The organism is Sphingobium sp. PAMC28499, assembly GCF_004795815.1.
Taxonomy (GTDB): Bacteria; Pseudomonadota; Alphaproteobacteria; order Sphingomonadales; family Sphingomonadaceae; genus Sphingobium; species Sphingobium yanoikuyae.
Map to the genome: position 1 here is coordinate 4,367,659 of NZ_CP039248.1, position 26,890 is coordinate 4,394,548.

Annotated in this window: 27 protein-coding genes and 1 pseudogene; 8 read left to right on the forward strand and 20 right to left on the reverse strand. The window is 65.0% G+C overall.

What is annotated here, in order from left to right; translation table 11 throughout:
- Positions 1 to 114: 114 nt before the first annotated feature.
- Together E5554_RS20725 and E5554_RS20730 are read right to left on the reverse strand one after the other, a co-directional pair.
- Positions 115 to 882, reverse strand: a complete 768-nt coding sequence (locus E5554_RS20725) for an energy transducer TonB (protein WP_136187938.1) — start codon at positions 880 to 882, stop codon at positions 115 to 117.
- 4 nt (positions 883 to 886) lie between these two features.
- A complete protein-coding gene (locus E5554_RS20730) occupies positions 887 to 2,980 on the reverse strand; it encodes a TonB-dependent receptor (protein WP_004210946.1) in 2,094 nt (697 codons plus the stop codon).
- Between the two features lie 133 nt (positions 2,981 to 3,113).
- On the opposite strand from E5554_RS20730, the gene E5554_RS20735 reads away from it, so the two are divergent.
- Both E5554_RS20735 and E5554_RS20740 read left to right on the forward strand, forming a co-directional pair.
- The gene (locus E5554_RS20735; protein WP_136187940.1) at positions 3,114 to 3,920 is read left to right on the forward strand and encodes a DUF4198 domain-containing protein; all 807 of its coding nucleotides are present in this window, start codon (positions 3,114 to 3,116) and stop codon (positions 3,918 to 3,920) included.
- A gap of 17 nt (positions 3,921 to 3,937) precedes the next feature.
- Entirely contained in the window at positions 3,938 to 4,429 is a 492-nt protein-coding gene (locus tag E5554_RS20740) for a hypothetical protein (protein ID WP_136187941.1), read from the forward strand.
- A 228-nt stretch (positions 4,430 to 4,657) separates the two neighbouring features.
- On the opposite strand, the gene E5554_RS20745 is transcribed toward E5554_RS20740, so the two are convergent.
- The gene (locus E5554_RS20745; RefSeq protein ID WP_004210943.1) at positions 4,658 to 4,936 is read right to left on the reverse strand and encodes a DUF2218 domain-containing protein; all 279 of its coding nucleotides are present in this window, start codon (positions 4,934 to 4,936) and stop codon (positions 4,658 to 4,660) included.
- A gap of 4 nt (positions 4,937 to 4,940) precedes the next feature.
- Positions 4,941 to 5,609 (reverse strand): PadR family transcriptional regulator, encoded by a 669-nt coding sequence (locus E5554_RS20750; RefSeq protein ID WP_210729780.1) that lies wholly within the window; start codon positions 5,607 to 5,609, stop codon positions 4,941 to 4,943.
- A gap of 295 nt (positions 5,610 to 5,904) precedes the next feature.
- On the opposite strand from E5554_RS20750, the gene E5554_RS20755 reads away from it, so the two are divergent.
- Positions 5,905 to 8,109, forward strand: a complete 2,205-nt coding sequence (locus tag E5554_RS20755) for a TonB-dependent receptor (protein WP_136188431.1) — start codon at positions 5,905 to 5,907, stop codon at positions 8,107 to 8,109.
- A 39-nt stretch (positions 8,110 to 8,148) separates the two neighbouring features.
- Here E5554_RS20755 and E5554_RS20760 read toward each other — a convergent pair whose 3' ends face one another.
- From E5554_RS20760 to hrcA, 3 genes are all read right to left on the reverse strand, one after another.
- Positions 8,149 to 9,390, reverse strand: a complete 1,242-nt coding sequence (locus E5554_RS20760) for a threonine synthase (RefSeq protein ID WP_136187943.1) — start codon at positions 9,388 to 9,390, stop codon at positions 8,149 to 8,151.
- Positions 9,391 to 9,477: 87 nt separating this feature from the next.
- Positions 9,478 to 10,041: a nucleotide exchange factor GrpE gene (gene grpE, locus E5554_RS20765; protein WP_004210939.1), complete on the reverse strand. Its 564-nt coding sequence runs from the start codon at positions 10,039 to 10,041 to the stop codon at positions 9,478 to 9,480.
- Positions 10,038 to 11,081, reverse strand: coding sequence for a heat-inducible transcriptional repressor HrcA (hrcA, locus tag E5554_RS20770; protein ID WP_037510582.1), 1,044 nt, complete (start codon positions 11,079 to 11,081; stop codon positions 10,038 to 10,040). The genes grpE and hrcA overlap by 4 nt, the downstream gene beginning before the upstream one ends.
- 328 nt (positions 11,082 to 11,409) lie before the next feature.
- On the opposite strand from hrcA, the gene E5554_RS20775 reads away from it, so the two are divergent.
- A complete protein-coding gene (locus E5554_RS20775) occupies positions 11,410 to 12,324 on the forward strand; it encodes a hypothetical protein (protein ID WP_136187944.1) in 915 nt (304 codons plus the stop codon).
- On the opposite strand, the gene E5554_RS20780 is transcribed toward E5554_RS20775, so the two are convergent.
- Both E5554_RS20780 and E5554_RS20785 read right to left on the reverse strand, forming a co-directional pair.
- Positions 12,301 to 13,125: an IS5 family transposase gene (locus E5554_RS20780; protein ID WP_125990377.1), complete on the reverse strand. Its 825-nt coding sequence runs from the start codon at positions 13,123 to 13,125 to the stop codon at positions 12,301 to 12,303. The two genes, E5554_RS20775 and E5554_RS20780, sit on opposite strands and share 24 nt — an antisense overlap.
- Before the next feature lie 573 nt (positions 13,126 to 13,698).
- The gene (locus tag E5554_RS20785) at positions 13,699 to 14,235 is read right to left on the reverse strand and encodes a DUF6438 domain-containing protein (RefSeq protein ID WP_210729781.1); all 537 of its coding nucleotides are present in this window, start codon (positions 14,233 to 14,235) and stop codon (positions 13,699 to 13,701) included.
- A 96-nt stretch (positions 14,236 to 14,331) separates the two neighbouring features.
- Here E5554_RS20785 and rph point away from each other — a divergent pair, with 96 nt between their 5' ends.
- Both rph and rdgB read left to right on the forward strand, forming a co-directional pair.
- Positions 14,332 to 15,048 (forward strand): ribonuclease PH, encoded by a 717-nt coding sequence (gene rph / locus E5554_RS20790; RefSeq protein WP_004210935.1) that lies wholly within the window; start codon positions 14,332 to 14,334, stop codon positions 15,046 to 15,048.
- 96 nt (positions 15,049 to 15,144) lie between these two features.
- Positions 15,145 to 15,774 carry an RdgB/HAM1 family non-canonical purine NTP pyrophosphatase gene (gene rdgB / locus E5554_RS20795; RefSeq protein ID WP_136187945.1) on the forward strand — a complete coding sequence of 210 codons (630 nt, stop codon included), beginning with the start codon at positions 15,145 to 15,147 and terminating at the stop codon, positions 15,772 to 15,774.
- A 27-nt stretch (positions 15,775 to 15,801) separates the two neighbouring features.
- Here the strand turns inward: rdgB and E5554_RS20800 are convergent, their stop codons facing one another.
- From E5554_RS20800 to E5554_RS20810, 3 genes are all read right to left on the reverse strand, one after another.
- On the reverse strand, positions 15,802 to 16,422 hold the full coding sequence (locus E5554_RS20800; protein ID WP_136187946.1) for a CAP domain-containing protein: 621 nt from the start codon (positions 16,420 to 16,422) through the stop codon (positions 15,802 to 15,804).
- Positions 16,423 to 16,556: 134 nt separating this feature from the next.
- A complete protein-coding gene (locus tag E5554_RS20805; RefSeq protein WP_136187947.1) occupies positions 16,557 to 17,282 on the reverse strand; it encodes a hypothetical protein in 726 nt (241 codons plus the stop codon).
- 119 nt (positions 17,283 to 17,401) lie between these two features.
- Positions 17,402 to 17,962: a CAP domain-containing protein gene (locus E5554_RS20810; RefSeq protein WP_234781600.1), complete on the reverse strand. Its 561-nt coding sequence runs from the start codon at positions 17,960 to 17,962 to the stop codon at positions 17,402 to 17,404.
- A 67-nt stretch (positions 17,963 to 18,029) separates the two neighbouring features.
- Between E5554_RS20810 and hemW the strand changes: the two genes are divergently transcribed.
- The gene (gene hemW / locus E5554_RS20815; RefSeq protein WP_136187948.1) at positions 18,030 to 19,205 is read left to right on the forward strand and encodes a radical SAM family heme chaperone HemW; all 1,176 of its coding nucleotides are present in this window, start codon (positions 18,030 to 18,032) and stop codon (positions 19,203 to 19,205) included.
- Positions 19,206 to 19,211: 6 nt separating this feature from the next.
- Here the strand turns inward: hemW and E5554_RS20820 are convergent, their stop codons facing one another.
- The 8 genes from E5554_RS20820 to E5554_RS20855 all read right to left on the reverse strand — a co-directional run bounded on the left by E5554_RS20820 (position 19,212) and on the right by E5554_RS20855 (position 25,576).
- The gene (locus E5554_RS20820) at positions 19,212 to 20,810 is read right to left on the reverse strand and encodes a M56 family metallopeptidase (RefSeq protein ID WP_136187949.1); all 1,599 of its coding nucleotides are present in this window, start codon (positions 20,808 to 20,810) and stop codon (positions 19,212 to 19,214) included.
- Positions 20,807 to 21,175, reverse strand: coding sequence for a BlaI/MecI/CopY family transcriptional regulator (locus E5554_RS20825; protein WP_004210924.1), 369 nt, complete (start codon positions 21,173 to 21,175; stop codon positions 20,807 to 20,809). The genes E5554_RS20820 and E5554_RS20825 overlap by 4 nt, the downstream gene beginning before the upstream one ends.
- 434 nt (positions 21,176 to 21,609) lie before the next feature.
- Entirely contained in the window at positions 21,610 to 21,942 is a 333-nt protein-coding gene (grxD, locus tag E5554_RS20830; RefSeq protein WP_004210908.1) for a Grx4 family monothiol glutaredoxin, read from the reverse strand.
- Between the two features lie 65 nt (positions 21,943 to 22,007).
- Positions 22,008 to 22,241, reverse strand: a complete 234-nt coding sequence (locus E5554_RS20835; protein ID WP_004210906.1) for a BolA family transcriptional regulator — start codon at positions 22,239 to 22,241, stop codon at positions 22,008 to 22,010.
- Positions 22,242 to 22,254: 13 nt separating this feature from the next.
- Positions 22,255 to 22,578, reverse strand: a complete 324-nt coding sequence (locus E5554_RS20840) for a DUF1476 domain-containing protein (RefSeq protein WP_004210904.1) — start codon at positions 22,576 to 22,578, stop codon at positions 22,255 to 22,257.
- A gap of 57 nt (positions 22,579 to 22,635) precedes the next feature.
- Complete coding sequence (gene leuD / locus E5554_RS20845) at positions 22,636 to 23,229, reverse strand: 3-isopropylmalate dehydratase small subunit (RefSeq protein WP_004210902.1); 594 nt, start codon at positions 23,227 to 23,229, stop codon at positions 22,636 to 22,638.
- A 109-nt stretch (positions 23,230 to 23,338) separates the two neighbouring features.
- Positions 23,339 to 24,790 carry a 3-isopropylmalate dehydratase large subunit gene (gene leuC, locus E5554_RS20850; RefSeq protein WP_010337588.1) on the reverse strand — a complete coding sequence of 484 codons (1,452 nt, stop codon included), beginning with the start codon at positions 24,788 to 24,790 and terminating at the stop codon, positions 23,339 to 23,341.
- A gap of 99 nt (positions 24,791 to 24,889) precedes the next feature.
- Positions 24,890 to 25,576: a glutathione S-transferase family protein gene (locus E5554_RS20855; RefSeq protein ID WP_048938740.1), complete on the reverse strand. Its 687-nt coding sequence runs from the start codon at positions 25,574 to 25,576 to the stop codon at positions 24,890 to 24,892.
- A gap of 729 nt (positions 25,577 to 26,305) precedes the next feature.
- Between E5554_RS20855 and E5554_RS23540 the strand changes: the two are divergent.
- A pseudogene (locus E5554_RS23540) lies at positions 26,306 to 26,628 on the forward strand (LysR family transcriptional regulator).
- Positions 26,629 to 26,890: the final 262 nt, after the last annotated feature.

Sequence of the window (26,890 nt, forward strand, 5' to 3'; positions counted from 1 at the left end):
CGTCTGCCTCTTCGCATCGCTGCACGGGATCGTTTCGCGCGGAGTCGCAGACAAGAATAGTGAGGATGGGAAAAGGCAAGGCCCGCTTCTGCTCGCTTTCAGACCATCCCCCCGCTACACCGGCAGCACGAACTCCACCGGCGCGGTGAATTCGATGCGGTCGCCGGATATGTCGGACGGGGCCTTGGGATAGGGCGAGGCGCGGTGCAGCATGGCGGCGGCTTCCTCGTCGAGCGAGGCGCGGCCGGAACTGCTGATCACCCGCCCTTCGATCAGCATGCCGGCGCGGTCGATCACGAAGCGGACCTTCACCACCCCTTCCTCATGCCGCATCTTGGCGCGGCGGGGATAAATTTTGTGGGCATAGAGCCAGGAACGCACCCGCGCGGCATAGGCGCGGCTGTTGCCGGCCGGGGCGTTGGCGTCCAGCCCGTCGGAGATCCCGCGCCGGGCCGGCGGCGCGCCGGCGCTGGCGGCCATGACCGGCGCCGCCCTGGCCGCAGGCTGCGACGACGGCGCCGCCGCGGCCGCCGGCGTGGACGGAGCAGCCGGCGCCACCGCGACGGGCAGCGACAATGCGGAAGGGATCGCCACCATCGGCGGCGGCACCGGCTGCGGCGGGCTGACCGGCGTGGGGGGCGGCGCCTGCGTCGGCACCGGGGCTTCGGGCTGCGCCGTCGCCTCCGCTGCCTCGGCCTGCTCCGCCCCCTGCTCTACGCCTTTCAGCGCCGCCAGCGACATGACGGTCAGTGCAGCCCCCTCCTCGCGCTTCGGCGCGCGGCCCATGCCCAGGTTCAGCAACGCCGCGATCAGCAGCGCGTTGATCCCGAGCGAGGCCGCCGCCGGCCCCGTGACGCGAAAGGGACGCCGCACGCCCGTCATGGCGTCAGAAGGTGTTCGCCACGGTGAAGCGGAAGCTCTGTCCCTCGGCGGCGAGCGACGACAGATGGCGGCGATATTGCTTGTCGAAGATATTATCCATGGCGATGCGGAATTCGAAGCCCTTGGCCACGCCACCCTGCGGCTTGAAGGCGAAGAACAGGTTGTGGACGCTGTAGCCCGGCGTCGCCAGGCCCGACCCGGCCGAGGCGAAGCTGCCCGGCGTCACCTTGTCCTGCCGCTCGGCAAATTCGCCGGTCCAGCCGCCCGACAGGCCGCTCGCCACATCATTATAGCCCAGCGTCAGGCGATAGTCGTTCGCCGGGATGGTGTTGAGATAATCGCCGGTCAGCCGGTTCTTGCCATCGATGAAGCTGGCATTGCCGCGCGCATAGAAGCCGCCCATGCCATATTCGGCTTCCAGCTCGATGCCCTTGAAGCGCGACCGGTTGATATTCTGGAAATAGGGCGTGCCCGCCGCGGCCGAGACATTGACGATCAGATCCTTGACGTCGTTCTGGAACAGGGTGGTCTTCGCGCGGAAGCGGTCATTCTTGCCCAGCATATCGTCGAAGGACAAAGTGAAGCCGGCTTCATAATTGTCCGATTTCTCGGGCTTCAGGTCCGGATTGTTCGGCCGGGTCGCGCTGCGGGTGAAGATTTCGTCGATATTGGGCATGCGCACGGTGCGCGCGACCGACCCGAACAGACCGAACCAGGGCGTGATATTGTAGAGCGCCGCGAGCTTGGGCGACACGCCGCTATCCTTCACCTTGTCGGTCAGGACAGTGCCGCCGACCACCGTGTCGCCCGGCGTCAGGCGGGTCCAGTCGACGCGCACGCCGGGCATGATGGTCAGCTTGTCGGACCAGACGATCTCCAGCTGACCGAACAGGCCATAGCGGTCCATGTCGCCTTCGGGATGGGTGCCCGCGCCCGGCGTCACCGTGCCGTCGAAATTGACGCGCGGGTTGCGCCGTTCCTGCGTGCTCCACTGGCCGCCCAGGATCAGGAAGGTCGTCCAGTCGCCGCCCATGGCGAACTCGCTGGTATTCTGGACCTTGGCCTGCCAGCTTTCATAGGAGAAATCGGAATATTCCAGGTTCGCGCCCAGGAAGGTCGTCTCGGTCTGGTGGACCTTGGACAGCGAATAGGCGACCTGCGCCTCGACATTGAAGAATTTGCTGCCGTTAAAGTCGTTCACATAGCCCAGCACGGCGGTCTTGTCGTGGACCCGGCGGCGCATCAGCGAGCTGCCGGTGGCGGCCGAAATCTGGTCATAGACCTGCGGCGCGTCGCTGATCCAGTCCTGGTAGGACGCCCAGATCGCATGCTTCTTGTTGCCGCCGATCGCGACCCGGCCCTTGACCAGCCAGCTGTCGGATTCGGTGGCGGAGGCAGCGACGGTGTCGCCATTGCCGCTCTTGTAATCGTCGGTGCGGCGATAATTATAGCTGCCCAGCAGTTCGACGCCGTCGACCGGCTCGGTCGCGACGATGCCCGACAGGGTATGGCCCTGCGCATTGGTTTCGGTCGCGCCCTTCAACCGCACGGCCAGCTTGTCGCCGTCGCGCAGGAAGTCCGACGCATCCTTGGTGGTGAAGTTGATCACGCCCGCCAGCGCGCCCGCGCCATAGAGGGTGGAGGATGCCGGCCCGCGCAGCACCTCGACCCGCTTGTAGAGTTCGGGCTCGCTGAAGAAGGCGCCCATGCGATATTGTTCGTAGAATTTGGTGACGCCATCGACCGTCATCAGGATGCGGTTGTCGCTGTCGCCGATCGCCGTGCCCATGCCGCGAATGTTGAAGCCCTGGCCGAGCTGGCCGACGCCGCCCTGCACATTGACGCCCGGCATGCCTTCCAGCAGGTCGCCGATCGTCGTCGCCTGCAGCTGGTCGATATCCTCCTGGTCCAGCGCGGTCACCGCCTGCGGCGTGTCCAGCGCGACCTTCTCGACGCCTGCGGAGATGATCATCCGGTCGAGCGCGAACTGCGAATCGCTCGCCACCGCGATGTCGTCACTCTGCGCCTGGGCCATTGCCGGCAACGGCAGTGCAATCAGCGCGGTGCCCAGCAGAAGCAGGGTCTTGGACTTGGTCATGAAAAATGCCCCCGTATCATTGTTGCGGCGCATCACGCGCCGGGTTGGCCGCTCTCTACCGGCATTAAATGCTATTGCAAGTGATTCTCACTATATATTATAGAGGCGCGTAACGAAACCAAGGGGAACCCCATTGTCCAACCATCGCCGCCCGGTGAACGCCCTGTTCGCCGCCGCCTTGCCTGTGCTGCTATTGGCCGGCGCCACCGCTGCCCAGGCGCATATGCCCTATGTGCTGCCGACCCTGTTCGACGCCGGAAAGGCCGATCATGTCACCGTCACATCGGCCTTTGCCGAGGACGCCTTCGTCCCCGAAGTCGCGATGCGCGACGCGCCCTTCCACCTGGTCGCGCCGGACGGCAGCCAAGCGACCACCGGCCCGGTAACCTATCTGCGCGACCTGTCGGTGTTCGAGGCCGATCTGAAGGCGGACGGCACCTATCGCATCACCACCGGCCAGCGCGCCGGGCGCAAGGGCAAGATGTTCCGCGTCGGCGATGCCTGGGTGATGCGCGGCGAGGGCGGCGATCCCAAGCCCGGCGCGCAGGAGGTCGAGGTGCAGAGCATGACGCTGGCCGACGCCTATGTCACCCGCGGCCAGACGACGCAGGCCGCGCTCAAGCCCGTCGGCACGGGCCTCGAAATCCAGCCGGTCACCCATCCCAACGCCATCGTGTCGGGCAGCGACGCCACCTTCGTGCTGCTGTTCGACGGCAAGCCCCTGCCCGCCACGCAGGTCACCCTGTTTCGCAGCGCCGGCGTGCATGACGGCCGCAAGGTCGCGACCGAGACCAAGAGCGACGCGCAGGGCCGCTTCAGCCTGAAGCCGGACGACGCCGGCACCTATCTGATCCTGGTCCGCCATCGCGGCGCCGCGCCGGCCGGGTCGGAAACACCCTATCGCAGCTACACCTACACGCTGGCCTTCGACGCCGCCTGATATTCCGGAGACACATCATGAACACCCGTTCCATCCTGATCGCCGCCGTCGTTGCCGCCGCCGGCACGCCCGCCTTCGCCGCCCCGCATGAAGGCGGCGCCTTCGTCCACGACTATGACAGCGACCATGACGGCCAGGTCACCCGCGCCGAATTCGACGCGGTGCGCGTCACCCGTTTCAAGGCGACCGATGCCAATGGCGACGGTTGGGTGTCGGAGGAGGAATATGTCGGCGAATATGCCGCCCGCCTCGAAAAGCAGCTCGCGGAATCGAGCCTGACCGAAGAGAAGAAGACCGAGGAGCGCCAGCGCCAGATCCGCCAGGCCCATGTCCGCTTCAACGTCCTCGACAAGGACAAGGACGGCAAGATGGCCCAGGCCGAATATGACGCATCGGGTGCGCGTGCCTTTGCCGAGCAGGACGCCGACAAGGACGGTATCGTCACCGCCGCCGACGTGCAGGCGACCAACGCCCGCATGGCCGCCATGCGCGCCAAGACCGACAGCTGACACAAAGAAGGACCGGGTTTGCCGGTCCTCATGGAGCTTACCAGGGAAGGGGCCGGGCCGTGCAGACCCGGCCCCTTTCGCGTGTCAGAGACTGTTTGAGAAAGCCGGCTCCAGCCCGCTCCCCCGCCCAACCACCCGATCCAGTGTCATCCTGTCGGGCGGTTGGGCGGGGGAGCGGGCTGGAACCGCGCTGAAAAATCGCTCTTTCGCGATTTTTCAAACAGGCTCTCAGGCCCAGTTGAAGGGCAAGGGCGCCTCGCGGAAGGCGAAGCGGTCGAGATGGTCGGCGACGACCTGCTTGAACTTCTCGACATCGGCGTCCGCATTGGGCTCCAGCACCACGGTCAGCAGCTCGGCATCGGCGGAGAGGTGGATCGGCCCCATCGGAAAGGCGATCTCGCCCTTGTCCGCGTCGAAGCTGGTCTCGAACTTGTGGCTCCAATGCTTGCACAGCTGCTGCAGGTAACGGCTGCCATGGGTGGTGGGCACGGTGGCGGTCAGCGTCATGGGGTCAGAGCCTTTCGATCTTGCTGGCGGCCTCGTCGATCAGGGCCGCGACGTCGAACATGGTTTGGGAATCGGCGCCTTCCTTTTCAAGCCGATGCTGGATCGCCACGCGCATATTCTGCAGCGCGCGGCGGACCGGCGCGGCATCATTGCGCTGCGCCTTGCTGGCCAGATGCGCCAGCTTCTCCATCACCTCGGCAACGCCGGCCTCATGCTCGGCCAGATGGGCGGTGCCCGCGTCGGTGATGGCGAACAGCTTGCGGCTGCCTTCGCCGGGCTGCTCGGCGATCAGGTCCATGTCGGCCAGCAGGGTCAGGGTCGGATAGACGACGCCCGGACTGGGCGCATAGACAGACCCCGACAGGCTCTCGATCTCGCCGATCAGGTCATAGCCGTGGCGCGGCGCATCGGCGATCAGCTTGAGCAGGATGAGCTTGAGCGCATCATTGCCGAACAGCCGGCGGCGCCCACCGCCACGCCCGCCCCGGCCACCGCCGAAGGGACCGTCACCAAAGCCGTCCTCACCGAACGGACCGCCCCGGCCACCTGCCCGACCGCCGCCGAAACCGCGTCCAAACCCCTCAGGGCCAAAGCCACCCGGTCCGAAGAAGCGGCCATGGCCGCGTTCACCGCGATGGCCAAAGCCCCGCGGATCGAACCCGCGATCGGCCATGGCGTCATCCATGTGCCGGCCCGGCCGGCAACCCCGGCGCCCAGCGCCGCGATCGGAATGGGAAAAATGCATATTCTCTCTTTCAAAATGCTTCATGATGCATTGTGATATATCTTAAAACTCACCAGCGTCAACACATGAGATATATCTTTAAGCATCTTATGATAGAGGCACCCACCCGAAACGCCGGAAAACCAGGCTTATCGCGTCAGGGCATAAGCGTTATGCAGAATGTGATTGTTCTTGCGATCGATTGTCGTTAGCAGCCCTGCCCAACATGGATCAGGGGATCGCGATGCTGCATCATATCGAAATTCGTCACTCTGCAATCGCGCTGGCGGCGCTGACCATCGCCCTCGCATCGCCAGCCATGGCGCAGCAGGCCGAGGCCGACGCTGACACCAAGAGCAGCGAATCGATCGTCGTCACCGCGGCCCGCTCGATCCTGCCGCCCAATGCGCTGCCGCTGACGATCGACCTGATCGACAAGCAGATGCTGGACCAGCAGATCGCGATTTCCGGCTCGGTCACCGATGCCATCTCCACCCTCACCCCCAGCTTCTCGCCGACGCGCGGTAAGCTGTCGGGCGCGGGCGAAACGCTGCGCGGCCGCTCGCCGCTCTACGCCATCAACGGCATCCCGCAATCGACCCCGCTTCGCGACGGCAGCCGCGACGGCTTCACCATCGACGGCTTCTTCATCGACCGGGTCGAACTCATCTATGGCTCCAACGCGCTGCAGGGGATTGGCGGCACCGGCGGCATCGTCAACCAGGTGACGGTCGGCGCGCCCAAGCAGGAGGGCATCAGCGGCCGGGTGCTGCTGCAGGGATCGGCAAGCGACGATTTCGACGGCGACGGCTTCGGCGGCAAGGCGGCCGGGCTGGTCCAATATAAGGCCGGCGCTTTCGATGCCACGGTCGGCGCCTCCTATGAAAAGCGCGGCGCCTTCTACGACGCGCGCAACCGCCGCATCGGCATCAACCTGACCCAGGGCGAGACCCAGGCATCGCAGACCACCGATATCTTCGCGCGGCTGGGCTATGCCGTGGGCGATACCGGCCGGCTCGACCTGATCCTCAATCGCTATGAGCTGAAGGGCGATGGCGATTATGTCCCGCTCCCCGGCAGCCGCGCCAACGGCCTCCCCACCACCGCGGTCAAGGGCGACGCCCCTGGCACGCCGGGATCGAACCGCACCGAAAGCGCGTCCCTCTCCTACACCGACAGCGATGTCGCCGGCGGCAACCTCGTCACCCAGCTTTTCTTCAACCGCAGCCGCGACATTTTCGGCGGCGAATTCGCCGCGATCGCGACCTTCCAGGATCCCGCCATCGCGACGCCCGGCACCCTGTTCGACCAGTCGCAGAACCGGTCGCGCAAGATCGGCGGCAAGATCAGCTATGAACGCGCCCTGCCCGGTTTCGAGGCGCTGACCACCACGGTTGGCCTCGACGTCCTGTTCGACAAGACGGAACAGCGACTGATGGTCACCGGCCGCACCTGGGTGCCGCCCAGCGATTTCCGCTCCATCGCCCCTTTCGCTCAGGCCAATCTCAAGATCGCCGACGGGCTGTTTCGCGTGGCGGGCGGCGTGCGCTGGGAAAATGTGCAGGTGAAGATCGACGATTTCCACACCTTGGCATCGACCACCTATGACGGGAAGAATGTAGCGACCTATGGCGGCGTCGATGTCGCGGGCGGCAAGCCCAAATTCTCCGATGCGCTGCTGAACGGCGGCCTCATCTTCGAGCCGCTTGAGGGCATTCGGGCCTATGCCAGCTATGCCGAAGGCTTCACCATGCCCGATGTCGGCCGCGTCACCCGGTCGATCGGCGTCGCGGGCGTCGACCTCGACGATTATCTCGACATCAGCCCGATCGTCTCCAACAACCGCGAAATCGGGCTGGAGGTGAAGCGCGGCCCGATCGACGCCAGCGCCACCTATTTCTGGTCGTCCAGCGACAAGGGCCAGATATTGATCGCACAGGGTGACGGCATCTTCACCGTGCAGCGCCAGCGGGTCGAGATCGAAGGGCTGGAAATCAACCTGGGCGTGCAGACGCCGCTGCCGGGGCTCAAGCTCTCCACCGGCTATGCCCATCTCAAGGGCCGCTATGACAGCGACAGCGCCAATCCCGACGGCATCGTCGATACCGATCTGGACGGCACCAACATCTCGCCGGATCGCCTGAACGTCGCCGCCGACTATCGCCATGGCGCCATCTCGGCGCGGCTACAGACCCAATATTATCTGTCGCGCAATTTCCATGGCAAGGCGAACCCGGACCGGAGCAACAATTTCGGCGGCTATGCGGTCACCGACGCCTATCTCCGCTACGACACCACATCACTGGGCGGCGTCTATCTCAGCGTCCAGAATCTGTTCGATAAATTCTATATCGACTATAATAGCGACACGCGCCTGCCCAACGACAGTCTGGCCTTCTTCGCCGGTCGCGGGCGGCTCTTCACCCTGGGCTGGGACTATCGCTTCTAACGGCGAATGGGCGGGTTCAGGCCCGCCCATCCCGCCTTTTCAGAGCGACGCGAAATCGATCGGCGCGTGCCGGTCGAGCGTGCGGCTCTGGTCCTCCAGCGGATATTTGAGGCCGCTGGCGCAATTGAACAGCACCGCGCGTTCATCCCGCCCGATCAGCCCCTCGTCCAGCGCTCGGCTGTAGGCCGCCAGCGTCGCCCCACCCTCGGGACAGAGCAGCAGCCCGTCGTCGCGCGCCACGTCGCGCACCGCCGCCGCGATCGCCGCATCCGACACCGCCAGTGCCGCGCCGCCGCTTTCCCGCACCGCGCGCAGGATCAGGAAGTCGCCCACGGCCTTGGGCACGCGAATGCCCATGGCTATGGTCTGCGCATCCTCCCAGCGCTCGGCAAATTCCACGCCTTGCTCGAACGCACGGACCATCGGCGCGCAACCCTCGGCCTGCACCGCGAACATCTTGGGGCGCTTCGATCCGATGAAGCCGATCTTCTCCAGCTCGTCGAACGCCTTCCACATGCCGATCAGGCCGGTGCCGCCGCCGGTGGGATAGAAGATCGCGTCGGGCAGTTCCCAGCCAAGCTGTTCAGCCAGTTCCAGCCCCATCGTCTTCTTGCCCTCGATCCGATAGGGCTCCTTGAGCGTCGAGAAATCGAACCAGCCGCGTTCCTTGACGCCCTGGCCGACGATCGCGCCACAATCATCGATATAGCCGTTGACGCGATAGACCCGCGCGCCCTGTGCCGCGATCTCGCGCACATTCACTTCGGGCGTGTCGGCCGGGCAGAAGATCACCGATTCCATGCCGGCGACCGCCGCATAGGCGGCCAACGCCGCGCCGGCATTGCCATTGGTCGGCATCGCCACCTGGGTCACGCCCAGTTCCTTGGCCATGGAGACCGCCATGACGAGGCCGCGCGCCTTGAACGACGCGGTCGGCAACCGCCCCTCATCCTTGGCGAGCAGTTGCGCCCCGCCCAGCCGCTTCGCCGTGCGCGGCAGCGGAATGAGCGGCGTCGCATTTTCGCCCAGGCTCACGATGTTGCTGGTCTGCCGTACCGGCAGCAATTCGCGCCAGCGCCACAGGTCCATCGGCCGCGCGGCCAATGCCTCCTTGGTCAGCGTGCCCCGCACGCCGTCCAGATCATAGCGCACCAAGAGCGGCTTGCCCGCCGCCGACAGCCCATGCAGCCGATCCGCCTCATAACGCTCGCCGGTCAGCGAACATTCGAGATGGGTGACAAAGGTCGGACGGTCGGTGGTGAGGTTCAGGTCGTGCAGCAAAAGGGCCTCCGTTCGGGCAAGGATTCGGTGCGTTCGCGGCCCCACGGGGGACCCTGACCGATCCAGCCCGAACGGGGCGGATATTTGTCAGTCCGGCTTCTTCGCCACGCTGACCATGGCGGGGCGCAGCAAGCGGTCCTTGATGCTGTAGCCGGCCTGCATTTCCACCAGCACGGTGCCCGGCTCGGCGTCCGCCGACGGCAGTTCCATCACCGCCTGATGCTTGTTCGGGTCGAGCGGCTGGCCGACCGATTCGATCTTGGTGATGCCGTTGCGGCCGAACACCGCCTCCAGTTCGCGGCCGGTGGCTTCCAGGCCGGTCACCAGCCCCTTGAACTTGTCGTCCTCGCGCAGATCGGCGGGGATGGCGGCCAGTGCCCGGCCCAGATTGTCGGCCACCGACAGCATGTCGCGGGCAAAGCTGGTCGCGGCATAGGCGCGCGCGTCGGCGAGTTCCTTCTCCAGCCGGCGCCGTACATTCTGCGTATCGGCATGGGCGTAGAGAATGTCCTGCTTGGCCGTTTCCAGCTCGGCTTCCAGCGCTGCGATACGCTCGGCATTGGCGTTTTCAGGGGCGTCCACGGGGGTCTCCTCCTCGGGCAGCTGGTCCAGGGTTTCGGTATTTTCGATAGTCTGCTTGTCTTCGCTCATCTCATCAATCTCGACAGCGTCTGTGCGGTGAAATCCACCATGGGGATCACCCGGGCATAGTTCAAGCGCGTGGGGCCGATCACGCCGACCACGCCGACGACCCGGCCGTCCCCGCCGCGGTAGGGGGCGGCTATGACCGATGAACCCGAAAGGGAAAAGAGCTTGTTTTCCGAACCGATGAAGATTTTGGTCGCGCTGCCCGCCAGCGCGCTCTCCAGCAAGCGCGAAATCTCCTGCTTGCCCTCCAGCTGCTCCAGCAATTGCCGCACCCGGTCGAGGTCGGCGGCGGTGCCATCGTCGATCAGATGCGCCTGGCCCCGCACGATCAGCACGGGCCTGTCATCGGCGTCATGGCTCCAGATCGCGATGCCTCGCGTCACCAGCTCGCGCGCCGCGCCCTCCAGCGTGGAGCGCTCCTGCTCCATCTCGCGCGCCAGCAGGTCGCCGGCCTGGCGCAGCGTCAGCCCGCCAAAGCGCGCCGACATGAAATTGGCCGCCTCGTTCAGCATCGATGGCGTCACCCCGCGCGGCAGGTCGAGCACGCGATTCTCGATCGATCCGTCCTGACCGACCAGCACGGCCAGCGCCTGCCGATCATTCAAGGGCACGAAGCCGAACTGGCGCAGCACCGGCTCGCGCCGGGGCACCATGACGATGCCGGCACAGGCAGACAGGCCCGACAGCGTCGCCGTCGCCGCCGACAGCGCTTCCTCGATCGGCCCGCCCTCGGCCAGCCCCGCCTCGATCGCGCGGCGCTCCTCGACCGATGGCTCGGCCGCCTGCATCATCCCGTCGACGAACAGCCGCAGCCCGGTCTCGGTCGGCATCCGCCCGGCCGAGGTGTGCGGCGCGGCGAGCAGCCCCAGTTCCTCCAGATCCTGCATCACATTGCGGATCGAGGCGGCAGAGAGGCTGAGCCCCATCTTGCTGATCGTGCGCGATCCCACCGGCAGTCCGGTGCCCAGATAGCTGTCCACCACCATGCGAAACACGTCGCGCGCGCGGTCATTCAGTTCGGCGATGGAGGCAGTGGCGGCCATGGCGATGATGTAGGCGGCTTTGATCGCTGGCTCAACGGGGGAGATTGGCCATTTCCCTATCCGTCATGCCGGGCCTGCCCCGGCATCCCGCTTTTCTTGGTCCAAGAGGAAAGAAGCGGGACTGCAACTCGAAGCCGAGGTGGTGATACCCGCAAATGGCCGGTAGGGGAATGACTGGTTCCGGACGTGAATCCGCTGAAGAAGACACTCCGCCTAAGCCCACCATTGTCTATTCATTGGTCATCTCGCTCCGCTTAGAAACGCTCGTAGCAGAGGTTGCAAAAGGGATCAGTAAAAAGCACTAAAAGTTCATGACGAGGTTCAATCTATGACGGTTTCAGTCGATCTCATGCGTGCAAGGCTTCGCATCCATGAAGAGCGGCACACCGAATTCGAAAATCGTGCCAAGGCGAACGGTGGCAGCCTGCCAAGGAGCGATTGGTGGCGGTTCGAATATGTCGCCAATCCCTACCTGCTAGGCTGCCCGGACGATCGCCTTGCAATCCGTTTTCATGACGTTTTCACCAACCAAACAGAATTAAGCCGGGAGGCGTTGATCGGGATATTGCCGGTTGATGACGGCAACCACTTCATACGGAAGTTCACGCACCTACTAGAGGAATATGCCGTTCGGGGTGGGCTACCAAACCTCAACGATATTCCGAGAACTAACGTCGATTATTTTGCCGATGGCGGCCCCATCGCCAAGCGCATCTTTGCCGACTATGTTGAACCCCCACGCCCCTTTCTAGTCAAGTACGGTAGCCGACAATTCCTTGAGCCGATGCTGCGGAAGGGCGAGATTCGGATCTGCCCCGCGAGCTATTACAGCGATACCAGCCACAACGCCGCAATTCAGGACGACGAGGTTAGCCGAGTTTTTTGTATTCCGACTTGGCGGGAACGCTTGGCTGGAAAAAATTACACAGACATTCAAGGGCATAGGATCGAATACAAGCACGACGACATCGTCTTACCGGTCGTGTTCGACGACTATTATCTCTACAGTCTGTGTGACCATATCTATTACCGGATGCCAACTGACTTCGGTGCAGACGCTGCGCTAATTATCCATGATCCTGTCCGTTTCACTCAACGATTCATCTCCACTTTTCTCGCCGCTTACCCTGATTGGGAGCCATTAGAAGGGCCAGTCACGTATTATGACCCTTACTTGGACTATACCGGATTTCGGGTGCCTGAGAGTCCGTTTGGAAAATCAGGGATGAGCGTTTCGGCGTAGTAGGTTTCCACCCATGGCGACGAGGATCATCGCCTGTGAGACGTCGATGCGCTTTTCGTAGTCGCGGACCAGACGGCGCCATCGGGTCATCCATCCGAAGGTGCGTTCGACGACCCAGCGGCGCGGAAGCACCTTGAAGCCCTGCTGGCGATCGCTTCGACGGATGACCTCCACGACAAAGTCGAGGTAGCTGGCCTTGTCCATGAGCTTGAGGCGATCATAGGCGCCATCGGCAAAGAGATGCTTCACCCACGGCCAGCGCTTGCGGATGCCATCGAGGATCGCCTGAGCGCCTGCACTATCGGAGATATCGGCGGTAGTGAGGTTGACCATCAGCAAGCGTCCATCGGTGTCGACTGCGATATGCCGCTTGCGACCGACGATCTTCTTGCCTGCGTCAAAACCGCGCTTTTCTGCGGAAGGCGCCTTGACCGACTGGCTGTCGATGACCGCCGCACTGGGGCTGGCTTCTCGCCCCTCACGTTCTCGGTCCAACATCAATTCGATGTCGTGGATCGTCTGGAACAGGAACCTGCGTGCCAGCTCCCGAAACCAGCCATAGACCGTCTGCCAGGCGCCAAAATGGATCGGCAGCATCCGCCAACCACACCCCGATCGCACCAGATAGCGGACCGCGTTGATCACTTCGCGGAAATCCACCTCGCGGGGACGGCCTCGACGACCCGGCTTGGGCATCAACGGCGCAAGGCGATCCCATTCCTCATCGGTCAGGTCACTGGGATAACGCTTCGTCTTCTTCGCAATCTGGGCCATCCGCCCCCGGCTCTGCTGCGTCCACATCCAGAGCCTGAATCACGCAGATACGCCTATGACAACCCCTGCCGCCGATTTCCCAAACAGCCTCTGAAATGGCAAAGCCTTTCGGCTACTCATACCAGCGGGAAGTAAGGATCGCATTCAAACCTCGGCGGCGCCCTGCGAAGAAGCTGGAGCCTGTTTTCCTAAACATCGGACAAATGGACGACTATGCTGAACTCCTTTGGGCTTGATGTCGGACCTCTAGGTCGGAATGTCCGTTGCTAGGCGCGAAAAAATCTTCGCTAAGGACCGGCTTGGGCGCAACCCCGCCTTCCCTTTCCTACTCGCCGCTCTTCTGATCTACCCTACACGATGGAACAGGCCGCTCTCACGCCCCGCTTAACACCCCCGCCCCACGCGCGAACCTGTCGCGTCGCTGTCGTTTCAGTGTCGCCTCGCTGTCGCGTCAGAGGCGCGCTACTGTCGCGTCGGCGTGCCCCGCGTGTGACGTGCCTGTCGCTTCGCTGGCGCGCGGCAGGCGCAATTCGCCGGAATCGACGCAATTTACCCCTGCGACACTGTGAACTTCGGACTGTCGCGTCGCGGGGCGGCGGTTCAGCTGGCCGGCTTGGGCTTCAGCATCGGTTCGATGCCCAGCGTCTTGGGTATCCCGCCGATCGTCGTGCGGAGTTTCGCATAGCGGCTATCCATGCAGCCCGACTGGAAATCGAGCCGGGTCGGTTTCGTCCCCTTGCCCCCGCCCTTCCCGTCACCGCGTGTCCATTCGATCGTGTAGCTGGGCATGTCGGTGGCGAAGCGGGTGCAATTCTCGCCCTGGGCGATGCGCTTTGCCGTGCCGGTCGCCGGCTTCCACGGGGCAAGGCCGTTGCGCAACTGGCGATATTGCGCGGCGCTGACGGTGAAGCGGGTCGGACCGGGGACGGAGGTGAAGCGCTCGGGCTCCAGCAGGCCCGAGCCATCGGGCGTCACCGTGAGCCTATAGGCGGGACAGGCGCCGAAGCAGCGACCGGCGGTGAAGCGGATCGTGTCGCCGGCGGCCGTCGGCGGCTCCAGCTCCACCTTCTCCCGGTCGGTCACGCATCCCGCCAGCGCCAACATCGCAACCGGCCCCATCATCATCGCTCTCTTCATGGCGCCTCTCTTATCGCAACTTTTGGCGGATGGCACTGGCATGACGCGCATCCCGGCGCTATCCCCCGCCACCTGACCGCTTCGGAGTAGAATATTATGCGTCCTTCCGGCCGCGCGCCCGACCAGATGCGCGACATCACCATGGAACCCGGCTTCACCATCCATGCCGAGGGCTCGTGCCTCGTCAGTTTCGGTGACACCCGCGTCCTCTGCACCGCCTCGATCGAGGAAAAGGTGCCCCCCTTCCTGCGCGGCAAGGGTTCGGGCTGGGTCACGGCCGAATATGGCATGCTGCCCCGCGCCACCCACACCCGCGGCAGCCGCGAGGCGGCCAAGGGCAAGCAGTCGGGCCGCACCCAGGAAATCCAGCGCCTGATCGGCCGCTCGCTGCGCACCGTCGTCGACCTCAAGAAGCTGGGCGAGCGCCAGATCGTGATCGACTGCGACGTGATCCAGGCCGATGGCGGCACCCGCACCGCCGCTATCTCGGGCAGCTGGGTTGCGCTGCGCATCGCCGTCGACAAGCTGCTCGCCTCGGGCGCGCTCAGCGAAGACCCGATCATCCAGAAGGTCGCGGCGATCAGCTGCGGCATCTATGAAGGCACGCCGGTGCTCGACCTCGACTATGCCGAGGACAGCAATGCCGAGACCGACGCCAACCTGATCCTGACCGGCGACGGCAAGTTCGCCGAAGTGCAGGCCACGGCCGAGGGCGCCGCCTATGACGAGGAAGAGCTGCTCCGCCTGCTCCGCCTCGCCCGCATCGGCTGCGCCAAGATCTTCGCCGCGCAGGATGTGGCGACGGGTCGGTAATTGAAATCCGTTCGCTTCGAGCGAAGTCGAGAAGCAGATAGCGCATTCGTGCGTTTCTCGACTACGCTCGAAACGAACGACACAGGGTAGAGCCAGATGAGCGACGAATACGGACAGGAACAGGCGATCCGCAAGCTGAAGCCCGGCAAGCTGGTGATCGCCAGCCACAATGCCGGCAAGGTGCGGGAAATCGCTGCCCTGCTCGCCCCCTATGGGATCGAGCCGATCTCCGCCGCGTCGCTCGACCTACCCGAGCCGGAGGAGACCGGCACCACCTTCATCGCGAACGCCGAGCTGAAGGCGATGCAGGCCGCCGACCTCTCCGGCCTGCCCGCCTTAGCCGACGACAGTGGCCTGTGCGTCGAGGCGCTGAACGGCGATCCGGGCCTCTTTTCCGCCCGCTGGGCCGGCCCGGACAAGGACTTCGGCATGGCGATGCAGAAGGTGTGGGACGGGGTCCAGGCCAAGGGGCCGGACGCCGGCCATGGCGCGCATTTCATCTGCGCCCTCGCCCTCGCCTGGCCCGACGGCCATGTCGAGGCGTTCGAGGGCCGGGTCGACGGCCTGCTGGTCTGGCCGCCGCGCGGGGCAAATGGCTTTGGCTATGACGCGATGTTCCAGCCCTTGGGCCACGACATCAGCTTCGGCGAGATGGACCCGGACGCCAAGCACGCAATGAGCCACCGCGCCGACGCCTTCGCCCAGCTGGTGAAGGCGGTGCTCTGATCGGATGGGGGGCGGTCCCGGCCGCCCCTATTCCTCGCCGCCCGCCAGCACCGGCGCCGCATCCAGCGGTCCCATGCCGAACATGTTGCCGGCGGGGTAATAGCGGCAGACGAGATAATCGAAGCTGCGCCCCTCGGCCAGCGCGCAGCCAACCGACCGGGTGCCGCGCCAGATGATCTGGGTATAATGGGCGACATCCTGCCAGCGGCCGGTGGTGCTGAAATTGGGCATCTTGCCCGCCCGCCGGAAATAGCGCCGTTCATTGAGGAAGGCGCCGACCATCACCTCATAATCATAGAGGCCCCGGCTTCCCATCCACAGATTTTCGCCGCTCGGCACCGCGCGGGTCGCGCGCGGGCTGTGGGCAAAGATGTTGGTCCGCGCCATCTGCCGCGCATAGCGCGCCGCATCCGCCGCCAGCGTCCGGTCCCAGCTAAGCGGGGTCAGGCCCCAGCGGCTGCGTTCGTCATTATGCATGCCCAGGACCACGTCCTGCAGCAGCCCATCGTCGCGATCGGCCTCTTCCATGCCATATTGTTCGGCCGGGCTGGGCGCGTGCCGCGCCGGCACCGCCTGCCCCTTGTCACCGAAAATCCCCAGCATCATGGCGGCCGTCGCAACGGCCAGCCCCCATTTCCACCCGCGCATCGTCTTTATTCTTTCGACCCAATAGCCCGCGCCTCTCCCCCGGCCCGGCCGGTTCGGAACGCGATGCTGCGGCTAAACGCCCGATCGTGTGAAGCAGGGATGAATGGTCCGGCACAGGCGATCGCCTGTCCACGTCACTCCGACGAAACGGGTCGCAGCTTCGCCGAATCGATATGCCAGCGCCGCTGCGCGGCCGATGCCCCGTCGACATCATTGACGCGCCGCACGACATAGGTGCCGGCAAAATGCTGGCGCGTACCATCCGCCAGCTCCGCGTCGATCGTCACCGGCACCGGCTGGTAGACGGAGCCCGCACCCGCATCGCCCGGCGTCATCCGGCCGATCGTCACATGGGTCGTGCGGGTGGCGGCAAAGCCGGCCTGGAATCTTTCCATCGTCTGCCCTGCCGGCCCAGTCTCGCCCCACTGGCTCCAGGCGGTGCCATAGTCGCGCGCGTTGATCGCGGCATAATAACGCTGCACCACGGCCGCCGCGGCCGCCATGCTCTTGGGTTCGGGCGTGCATCCCGCCATCGGCTCGCCCTGGCCGTCGAACAGCGCGCAACTGCGCGCGATCTCGTCCTCGATCATCGCACAGCTATTGGCGGCAGTGCAGGGCGGATGGGTGGCGGGCGACACGCTGATGCACAGCTTGACGCGGCGCTCGGCGGCAGCAGCGCCAATCTCGGCGGTGCAGGACAGGGGCGACAGGTCGGCCTGGGTGGATTGGGGGACCGGTGCCTTGTCCGGCTGGGCGGCGTTGGCGGAGGCACTTTCGGGCGCGGCGGGCGCAGCTCCCTGATTGTCGGGCGTCGGGGACGGTGAACCGCACGCGGCCAGAGCCAGCAGCGCGATCGTCATGCTGAGGCAGGCCCATGGCCTTGTTCTTGAAACGGGCTGCATTTTTCCTCCCCCCCTTTTGCCGACTGCGCTTCAAGGCATAATCGACAGAGAGGAAAAATGATCCGCTTGGGAAAACGTCAGCCCTGCCAGCCGCCAAAGTCGCGGTCGAACGGGCTCATGCCATAGACATTGCCGGCCGGATAATAGCGGCAGACCAGATAATCATATTGGGCGCCCTCGCCCAGCGCGCAGCCGACCCGACGGGTGCCGCGCCAGATCATCTGGGTATAGTGGCCGACATCTTCCCAATTGCCGGTCGTGCTGACATCGGGGAAGCGGGCCTTGAACACGAAGGCGCGGCGTTCGTCCATGAAGGCGTCGAGCATGGCGGTATAGCCATAGGCCCGGTGCGTCCCCATCCACAGATTTTCGCCGATTTCCTCGTCGCGCTCACCGCCGTGCGAATGGCGGAACTGGTTGGTATGCACCATCTGGCGCGCATAGCCGGCCGCATCGGCCGCCAGGCGATCGTCCCAGGCCAGCGCGGGCACGCCCAACGACTGGCGCTCGCGATTATGCACGTCCATCACCACCTGGCGCAGCATCGCGTCGGAACGCGGCGCCGGCTGGATATTATAATAATTCCACACGTCGCGATTGACCGAAGCCGATGCCGGTGCGACCGCCCCTGCGATCATCCCGCCGAAAAGCATAAGTGCAGCCGCTAGCGGGCCGCGCTGAACGCGTCTAAAGATATGTCCACTCATGTCACCCGAAGTCCTTCTCGCCCCACCGGCTTTCACCGAGGCTCTTGGCCTATATGTTCATTGGCCATTTTGTGTTTCGAAGTGTCCTTACTGCGATTTTAACAGTCATGTGCGCGACCGGATCGACGCCGATGCGTGGCAGGCTGCGCTGCTCGCCGACCTTGCCCATGAGGCGAAAAAAACCGGCCGGCGACCGCTCCGTTCGATCTTCTTTGGCGGTGGCACGCCGTCGCTGATGCCGCCCCGCATCGCCGCTTCCCTGATCGAGGCAGCGGAAAGACATTGGGGCTTTTCCAACGACATAGAGATCACGCTTGAGGCCAACCCGAACTCGGTGGAAGCCGCGCGTTTCGGCGATCTGGCGGCCGCCGGGATCAACCGTGTGTCGCTCGGCCTGCAGGCGCTCGACAATGAGGCGCTGGCCTTCCTGGGGCGTGCTCATGACGTCGATGAGGGGCTGGGCGCACTCGACACGGCTCGTCGCATTTTTGACCGGGTGAGCTTCGATCTCATCTACGCGCGCCCCGGCCAGAGCGAATCGGACTGGGAAGCGGAGCTGGCACGCGCCCTCTCCTTCGGCACCGGCCATCTGTCGCTCTATCAGTTAACGATCGAGCCGGGCACGCGCTTCGCCACGCTCGCCGCGCAGGGTAAGCTGACACCGGTCGACCCGGATCATGGCGCCACCCTTTATGAGCTGACCCAGGCGATGACGGCGCAGGCCGGCATCCCTTCCTACGAGATCAGCAACCATGCCCGGCCGGGGCAGGAAAGCCGCCATAACCTCATCTACTGGCGCTATGGCGACTATGTCGGCATTGGCCCCGGCGCCCATGGCCGCCGCGGTGGCATGGCGACATTGCGCCACAAGAAGCCGGAAAACTGGATGGGCGCGGTCGATCGCAACGGCAACGGCCTGCAACAGGAAGTGCCGCTGCAGGCCGAGGACAAGGCGCGCGAGGCGCTGCTGATGGGATTGCGGCTGGGCGAAGGGGTCGATCTGGCCCGGATCGCCGGCCTGTCGGGCCTGCCGATCGGCGCACTGGTGGATGATCGGGCGATCGACCGGATGAATGATCTGGGGCTGGTCTGGCGAACCGGCAACCGGCTTCAGGTCAGCCCGGCGGGCATGTTGCTGCTCGACGCCATCCTGCCCGAAGTGGTGGCGGTCTAAAAAGCCTCAGTCCGGATTGCGATCGAGATCGGCCAGTTCCTGGTCGATGTCGCGCAGTGCCTCGGCCCGATCGCTTTCCGGCATGCGGCTGGCGGCGATCTGGGCACGGGCGGCGGTCAGCCCGGCACGCGCGGCATTGCGCCCCGCCCGTTCGGCATTGCGGGACATGCGCTCGGCATCGCGGGCGTTCAGCATGGCGATCCGCTCCGCCTTGCGGGCCTGCGCCTCGATCGCCCGCTCGCAGATGCGCACCCGGATGTTGCGGCGGCCATTGGCATCGACAAATTCGCGATGGCTGGTGACCTTGTCGCCCTCGCAGCCTTCGCGCACGTCGACCACCGGCACCATGCGGGCGATCTCCGCCTCGGTCGGGATGCGATGGGTTTCGACCCGGCCATTGGCATGGGTGACGATCACCCGGCCCGGCTCGCTGCGCACCGTCACCGGCGGCACGGGCGGGACCGGCGGAACCGGGGGCACGATGTCGGCGGCCGGAACCGGCGGCACGGGCGCTGCAGGCGGCACGCGATCGGCATGGGCGACCGGCACGGGCGCTGTCGCCGGCATGGGCGCGGCGGCGGGAACCGGCGCGGCCTGCGGCAGGGCCTCCCGCGCCGATACGGGCTGCGACACCAGGTTGGTCAGCCTGGCGAAATCGGCCTGATCGACCTTATCGGTGATTGCCGCCATCTGCTGCGCAGCGCGGCTGCCCGATGCGGTGAGGGCCAGGCCCGTGGCAACGACCATGGCGACGGCGGCCATGCCCCAGCTGATGCGCTTCAACGATGTTTCATGGCTCGAAAGCATTTTCAGCCTCCCCTTGAGCGTGGTGATGCGGGTGAGATGGCAGGCGCCGGCAAATTGGCGACCACCGGCGGCCTTCAATATGGCGCGGCCATAGGCATGGGCCTGATCCTGGCCGTAGAGCGAGAGGACGCGCGCGTCGCAGGCGGTTTCCTGATCGGCGCGATAGGCGCGATAGGCGATCCAGGCGACCGGATTGCACCAGTGCAGCGCCAGCAGCAGCAGCGCGACCATATTGGCGGCCAGATCGCCGCGCTCATGATGGGCGCGTTCATGAGCGATCGCCATATCCTGCTCCTGCGCGTCATAGCGCAGCCCGAAATCGGCCGGCAGGACAATATAGGGCCGGAAAATACCGAAGGCGAGCGGTCCCGATGCCTGCGGACTGGTGATCAGGCGGATGCGCCCTTCCTCGCCCAGCGGCGTCGATCCGGCCAATATGTCGCGGCGAAACCGGGCATAGCCGATCGCCTGCACGACCAGGAACAGGACGACGCCCAGCGCCCACAGGCCGATCGCCATTTCCAGCCAGGGGATGCTTGTCGCGGCGGCCTGGGGCGCGGGCGAAGGCGCGATCTCCAGCAGCGCCGGCAGGCCCGCCTGGTCCACGACATTATGCAGCGGCGAAGGCGCGGCGACCTCGCGCGGCAAGGTCGGCAACAGCATCCGGGCCAGCGGCAGCAGCCACAGCCAATAGGCCGCCCCCGCCCCCAGCCAGCGCGCCACCGGGCGTCGCAACATCATCACCATCGCCATCAGCAGGGTCGTGGCGATCAGCGTTTCGGCCATCCAGACGCTCATGATTTCAACCCCTTCAGGATTTCCTCAAGCTCCGCGATATCATCCGCGCTCAACTGGTCCTGGCTCGCCAGCTGGGCGACCAGGGGAGAGATGCGACCGCCGAACAGGCGATTGACCAGCCGGCCGGACTCGCTCGCCACATAATCCTCGCGCGCCACCAGCGGGCGATAGAGGAAGCGGCGGCCATCCTGGTCGGCGGCGATCACCTCCTTGGCCATCAGCCGCGACAGCAAGGTCTTGACCGTCTGCAGGCTCCAGTCACGTTCGGCGGTGACGCGATCGGCGACGTCATTGGCGGTTGCCGGCGCCTGTTCCCACAGCGCTTCCATCACCACCAGTTCCGCTTCGCTGATCTTCTCGCTCACTGCCTGATCCCGCCCCTGTTCCGACTCTCCAACTACACATGTAGTCGCATCGATTACGGATGTAGTCAATCAGGAAAGCGGCTCGGCCCAAATGGCTTTTCGACGAAAGTGTCGGGCGACCTTACAAACAACCACGGACGACTGGCGGCATTAACCCTTGCACCACGCACGAATGCGTGGCTTTCCGCGTCTGGCACGCCGGATGCTTCTCTTTCCGCATTCCCACCGTTCAACTACCCGGGGGATGCAGGCACGGTCTCCGCAGGCATCCCCCACCCGGTGGCCGTTCCCGAAGCTTTCACAGACCTTATCGCCAGCCGGGCTTGCAGCACATTGAACCGGCCCTGGCCGGCTTCATATGCACGCACTGCAGACAAGAAAAAGGGCGGCCCGACCAGCGGACCGCCCCTTAATCTCTCATCCTGAGCCGGCGATCAGTTCGCAGCAGCGACGCCGTTGTCGGTCATCAGCTGCTGAAGCTCGCCGGCCTCATACATTTCCATCATGATGTCGCTGCCGCCGACAAATTCGCCCTTCACATAAAGCTGGGGAATGGTCGGCCAGTCGGAGAAGGTCTTGATGCCCTGGCGGACCGCCTGGTCCTGGAGCACGTCGACCGTCTCGTAATTCACGCCCAGATGCTCCAGGATCGCGATCGCGCGGCTGGAAAAGCCGCACTGGGGGAAGAGCGGCGTGCCCTTCATGAAGAGCACCACGTCATTACCGTTGACGATGTCGGCGATCCGCTGCTGCACGGCGTCGGTCATTTCACTGGGTCCAATTCTCTTGTCTGGCGTCGCCGCGCGGCGGGACGCATATGTCGCTATGGCGGTTAGTTGGGAACGGCGGTGGTCAGTTGCAAGGCGTGAAGCACCCCGCCCATGCGTCCGCCCAGCGCCGCATAGACGGCGCGCTGCTGCGCCACCCGGCTCATGCCCCGGAAGCTTTCGGACACGACCTTCGCCGCATAATGATCGCCGTCACCGGCCAGGTCGGTAATCTCGACCTGCGCATCCGGGATCGCGGTCTTGATCATCTCGGCAATATCGTCTGCTGCCATCGGCATGGCGATACCTGCCTTACTGCGCTTCGATGAACATGCGGCGGGCGATCACCGCCTGCTCGTCGAGCGCGGTGCGCACGCCCGCTTCGTCGATGTCGAGGCCGGCCTGGGTCATGTCGCCCAGCAGCTTGCGGATGACGTCCTCGTCGCCCGCTTCCTCGAAATCGGCCTGCACGACGGCCTTGGCATAGGCGTCGGTTTCCTCAGGCGTCAGGCCCATCTTCGCGGCCGCCCATTCGCCCAGCAGGCGGTTGCGGCGCGCCTGGATGCGGAACTGCATCTCCTGGTCGTGCGCGAACATATTTTCAAATGCGCGCTCGCGGTCGTCGAAAGTGGTCATGCGTGAAGCCCTGTTGAAATGCGTCTGTCGCGTTCAGAGATAGGCGGAACCGCGCCTTTAGGCAACGGCCGGCACCAGCCAGGGGCGCAAAGCCGCATCCTTCGCCTCGAACGCGTCGATCACATCCGCCTCGTCCAGGGTCAGGCCGATCTCGTCCAGGCCGCCCAGCAGGCAATGCTTGCGGAACGGGTCGATCTCGAAGCTGAAGCGATCCTGATATTGGGTGGTGACGCTCTGCTGCTCCAGATCGACATGGATCGGGTCGGTCTTCGCCACTTCCATCAGCCGGTCGATCGCCTCCTGCGGCAGCACCACGGTCAATATGCCGTTCTTGAACGCATTGCCCGAGAAGATGTCGGAGAAGCTCGGCGCGATCACCACCTTGATGCCCAGGTCGCCAAGCGCCCAGGCGGCATGTTCACGGCTGGAGCCACAGCCGAAATTGTCGCCCGCGATCAGGATCGGGCTGCCGGCATATTCGGGATCGTCGAAGACATTGCCCGGTTCCTTGCGCAGCACCTCGAACGCGCCCTTGCCAAGGCCGGCGCGCGAAATCGTCTTGAGCCAGTGCGCCGGGATGACGATGTCGGTGTCGACATTCTTCATCCCGAACGGATAGGCTCGGCCGTCAACGGTAGTCAGCTTGTCCATCAGTGCGCCCGCTTCGCCTCCACCGCGGGACCGTCCTCAGCGCGGCCCAGCGTCGCGGCCATCGCCGCACTGGCCAGCGCGCCCAGCGCCAGCACCCAGAATACCTTCTTCATGCGACCATCCCCTCTTTTTCACCCATCAATGCGCGCACATCGGTCAGCCGGCCGGTCAGCGCCGCAGCCGCCGCCATTTCCGGCGAGACCAGATGCGTGCGCGATCCCGGACCCTGGCGGCCCATGAAATTGCGGTTGCTGGTCGATGCGCAGCGTTCGCCGGCCGGCACCTTGTCCGGATTCATGCCCAGGCATGCCGAACAGCCCGGCTCGCGCCATTCGAAACCGGCGTCGAGGAAGATGCGGTCCAGCCCCTCGGCCTCGGCCATGCGCTTGACCAGGCCCGAACCCGGCACGACCATCGCATGCTTGATGCCAGCGGCGATATGCCGCCCCTTCAGCAGGCCGGCGGCGGCGCGCAGATCCTCGATCCGGCTGTTGGTGCAGCTGCCGATGAAGACATGCTCGATCGCGACATCTTCCATCTTCTGCCCGGCGATGAGGCCCATATAGTCGAGCGACTTCTGCGCGGCGGCGCGCTTCGACGCATCGGCGAAGCTTTCCGGATCCGGCACCACGCCGGTCACCGGCACCACATCCTCGGGGCTGGTGCCCCAGGTGACGTTGGGGACGATGTCGGCCGCGTCGATCACGACCGTCTTGTCGAACACCGCGCCTTCATCGGTGTGCAGCGTCTTCCACCAGGCCACGGCCGCATCCCAGTCGGCCCCCTTGGGCGCCATCGGGCGACCTTCGATATAGGCAAAGGTCTTTTCGTCCGGCGCGAACAGGCCGGACCGGGCGCCCGCCTCGATCGACATGTTGGCGACGGTCAGGCGGCCCTCGATCGACATGTCGCGGAACACCGACCCGCGATATTCCATGACATATCCGGTGCCACCGGCGGTGCCGATCGTGCCACAGATTGCCAGCGCCACATCCTTGGGGGTGACGCCATAGCCCAGCTCGCCCTCGACCACGACCTGCATGGTCTTGGACTGTTTCAGCAGCAGGGTCTGGGTGGCCAGCACATGCTCGACCTCGGACGTGCCGATGCCGAAGGCCAGCGCGCCCAGCGCGCCGTGCGAGCTGGTATGGCTGTCGCCGCAGACCAGGGTAGTGCCCGGCAAGGTGAAGCCCTGTTCCGGGCCGACGACATGGACGATGCCCTGTTCCGGGTCCGCGTCACCGATCAGGCGTACGCCGAATTCGGGCGCATTGCGTTCCAGCGCGGCAAGCTGCTGCGCGCTTTCCGGGTCGGCGATCGGGATGCGATGGCCATCGGCGTCGCGGCGCGGCGTGGTCGGCAGATTATGGTCGGGCACCGCAAGGGTCAGGTCGGGCCGGCGCACCTTGCGCCCGGCAAGGCGTAGGCCTTCAAACGCCTGCGGGCTCGTCACTTCATGCACGAGGTGACGATCGATATAGATCAGGCAGGTTCCATCGGGACGCCGTTCAACGACATGCGCGTCCCAGATCTTCTCATAGAGGGTGCGTGGCTTAACCATGGTCCCCTCCCCCTAGACCCGTAAGGCGCCAGGGGAAAGGGGGAGAAACAGGCCCCGCGATGGAAAATGTGCGTTTTTCGCAAGGCTGAAGCAATAATGTTACGCCGCGCGATAATCCTCGACCACGCGGCCGACCGCCGCCAGTTCGGCCTCATGGCCCTCCTCGCGCCAGGTCTCGGCCAGCGCCGCCTGTTCCCATTCGCGCATCGCCGGATGGGCCAGCATGGTCTCGACCCAGCCGCGCGCGATCGGCCCGACATCCAGGCCATAGCTGCGCACCCGGAAGGCGACCGGCGCATAGAAGGCGTCGAGCGCGCTGAACTCCGCGCCGGCCAGATAGGGCCCGCCAAAGCGCGCCAGCCCCTGCTCCCAGAGTTCGCGCAGCCGGGCGATATCCTTGTTGAGCGCCGGCTCGATCAGGTTCAGTTCCACCCGCACCCCGACATTCATCGTGCAGGTCGACCGCAGCGCGGAAAAGCCGCTGTGCATTTCCGCCACCGCGCACTGGGCAAAGGCGCGCGCATCGGCATCGGCGGGCCAGACGCCCGCATGCCGGTCGGCCAGATAGAGAAGAATGCCGAGCGAATCCCAGACCGTCCGGTCGCCATCGATCAGCGCGGGCACCTGCCCCGTCGGCGAAAAACTGCGAAAGGCGCTGTAATTGACCGGCGCGGCAAAGGGTTCGATGCGATCGACGAAATCGATCCCCAGCCCCTTCATCAGCAGCCAGGGCCGCAGCGACCAGCTCGAATAATTCCGGTTGGCGGTGATGAGCGTATAGGCCATCGATCAATCTCCCCTTGGCGTGGTGCGCGTCCCCTTAGCGCAACGGGGAACCGCCCGACAGGCGGAACGATCCACGGGTCTGACAAGCTCAGCTTATCAGGCAGGATTTAGACGCTCGGCATGCCCCTGACGAGCGAGTGGGAAGCGGACCGGTTGCTTACCCTCTCCCGTTCGCGAGAGAGGGAGGCGCCCGCGCCACAGGCGCGGGAGGGTGAGGGTCTTCTGGAACAAGTGGCCCTCATCCAACTTCGCCTGGCCGGCTTTGCCGGCAAGGCTTCCTATCCTTCTCCCGCCAGCGGGAGAAGGAATGATCGCTTCTGATCGGTTGCGGCTGGGTGGCTTTCGCACCCTGATTTCGATCTGCTGGGCAATACGAACGGGTGGATCAGGGGACAGCCATTTTTATGCCGTCATCCCCGCGGAGGCGGGGATCCATCTCTCCAGCATGGGGCCAGATGCAAGGTCAGGAGATGGATTCCCGCCTGCGCGGGAATGACGAATAAGGGTGGGAAGCGGACTGTCCGAAAATCCTCCCCAAGCTTGCTTGGGGAGGGGGACCGCCGAAGGCGGTGGAGGGGCAATAGCGTTGCGCTTGCGCCATTTCCCCTCCGTCAGCGCTTCGCGCTGCCACCTCCCCAAGACAAGCTTGGGGAGGACTGGGAACGTCAGCTTGGGTCGCTTCCAGACCGACAGCTATCCCTCCCTGCTCTTTCCTACACAGGGCTTTTTCTGTTCTATCCTGCCGGATGGAGTAACCTCTTCGCCCTTCGCCCTTCGCCCGCCGCGCCTGCCCGGCGCCCTCGCCGCCAATGGACGCCCGATCGTCAGCGCCGCTTCCTCGCCGCGCTGCTCGAAACCGGCAATATCAGCCATGCCGCGCAGATGGTCGGCATGTCCCGTTCCAGCGCCCACCGGCTGCGCGATCGGCTCGCGGGCACCGGCTTCTACCGCTGCTGGGCCAATGCGCTGGCGCTCCACACCGCGCGCCTGACCGATCCGCTCGCGCCGATCCGCCCCCCCTCTACCCGCACAGGGGGCCGATCGGCGGATAAATGTCGCTTGGCTGTCCCCTGACTGTCGCGTCGCTGTCGCCTCGGCGTGACCCCAATGTCGCCTCATGGGCGCGCGACAGGCGCGTTGTCGCCGGAATCGCCCCGAAATCACGACGCATGACGGTGTGAACTTTCAACTGTCGCGTCATTTCCTCCTCGCCCCTAGAGCGATTTCCAAGCAATCGGCATCGATTGCCGATTAAGAAATCGCGGTAAAACAAATAATAGCCAAGCCCTTGCATGCGCGGCACTAAGGCGACCC

What these genes read in the sequence shown, in the direction of transcription:
- E5554_RS20820 (WP_136187949.1), bottom strand. Translation starts at nt 20,810, where the DNA reads ATGAGCGTCTGGATGGCCGAAACGCTGATCGCCACGACCCTGCTGATG.
- E5554_RS20840 (WP_004210904.1), bottom strand. Translation starts at nt 22,578, where the DNA reads ATGACCACTTTCGACGACCGCGAGCGCGCATTTGAAAATATGTTCGCG.
- E5554_RS20835 (WP_004210906.1), bottom strand. Translation starts at nt 22,241, where the DNA reads ATGCCGATGGCAGCAGACGATATTGCCGAGATGATCAAGACCGCGATC.
- rph (WP_004210935.1), top strand. Translation starts at nt 14,332, where the DNA reads ATGCGTCCTTCCGGCCGCGCGCCCGACCAGATGCGCGACATCACCATG.
- leuC (WP_010337588.1), bottom strand. Translation starts at nt 24,790, where the DNA reads ATGGTTAAGCCACGCACCCTCTATGAGAAGATCTGGGACGCGCATGTC.
- E5554_RS20855 (WP_048938740.1), bottom strand. Translation starts at nt 25,576, where the DNA reads ATGGCCTATACGCTCATCACCGCCAACCGGAATTATTCGAGCTGGTCG.
- E5554_RS20780 (WP_125990377.1), bottom strand. Translation starts at nt 13,125, where the DNA reads ATGTGGACGCAGCAGAGCCGGGGGCGGATGGCCCAGATTGCGAAGAAG.
- E5554_RS20785 (WP_210729781.1), bottom strand. Translation starts at nt 14,235, where the DNA reads ATGAAGAGAGCGATGATGATGGGGCCGGTTGCGATGTTGGCGCTGGCG.
- rdgB (WP_136187945.1), top strand. Translation starts at nt 15,145, where the DNA reads ATGAGCGACGAATACGGACAGGAACAGGCGATCCGCAAGCTGAAGCCC.
- grxD (WP_004210908.1), bottom strand. Translation starts at nt 21,942, where the DNA reads ATGACCGACGCCGTGCAGCAGCGGATCGCCGACATCGTCAACGGTAAT.
- E5554_RS20745 (WP_004210943.1), bottom strand. Translation starts at nt 4,936, where the DNA reads ATGACGCTGACCGCCACCGTGCCCACCACCCATGGCAGCCGTTACCTG.
- E5554_RS20810 (WP_234781600.1), bottom strand. Translation starts at nt 17,962, where the DNA reads ATGATCGCAGGGGCGGTCGCACCGGCATCGGCTTCGGTCAATCGCGAC.
- E5554_RS20800 (WP_136187946.1), bottom strand. Translation starts at nt 16,422, where the DNA reads ATGCGCGGGTGGAAATGGGGGCTGGCCGTTGCGACGGCCGCCATGATG.
- E5554_RS20730 (WP_004210946.1), bottom strand. Translation starts at nt 2,980, where the DNA reads ATGACCAAGTCCAAGACCCTGCTTCTGCTGGGCACCGCGCTGATTGCA.
- E5554_RS20755 (WP_136188431.1), top strand. Translation starts at nt 5,905, where the DNA reads ATGCTGCATCATATCGAAATTCGTCACTCTGCAATCGCGCTGGCGGCG.
- hrcA (WP_037510582.1), bottom strand. Translation starts at nt 11,081, where the DNA reads ATGGCCGCCACTGCCTCCATCGCCGAACTGAATGACCGCGCGCGCGAC.
- E5554_RS20775 (WP_136187944.1), top strand. Translation starts at nt 11,410, where the DNA reads ATGACGGTTTCAGTCGATCTCATGCGTGCAAGGCTTCGCATCCATGAA.
- E5554_RS20805 (WP_136187947.1), bottom strand. Translation starts at nt 17,282, where the DNA reads ATGACGATCGCGCTGCTGGCTCTGGCCGCGTGCGGTTCACCGTCCCCG.
- E5554_RS20725 (WP_136187938.1), bottom strand. Translation starts at nt 882, where the DNA reads ATGACGGGCGTGCGGCGTCCCTTTCGCGTCACGGGGCCGGCGGCGGCC.
- E5554_RS20750 (WP_210729780.1), bottom strand. Translation starts at nt 5,609, where the DNA reads ATGGCCGATCGCGGGTTCGATCCGCGGGGCTTTGGCCATCGCGGTGAA.
- E5554_RS20740 (WP_136187941.1), top strand. Translation starts at nt 3,938, where the DNA reads ATGAACACCCGTTCCATCCTGATCGCCGCCGTCGTTGCCGCCGCCGGC.
- grpE (WP_004210939.1), bottom strand. Translation starts at nt 10,041, where the DNA reads ATGAGCGAAGACAAGCAGACTATCGAAAATACCGAAACCCTGGACCAG.
- hemW (WP_136187948.1), top strand. Translation starts at nt 18,030, where the DNA reads ATGTCACCCGAAGTCCTTCTCGCCCCACCGGCTTTCACCGAGGCTCTT.
- leuD (WP_004210902.1), bottom strand. Translation starts at nt 23,229, where the DNA reads ATGGACAAGCTGACTACCGTTGACGGCCGAGCCTATCCGTTCGGGATG.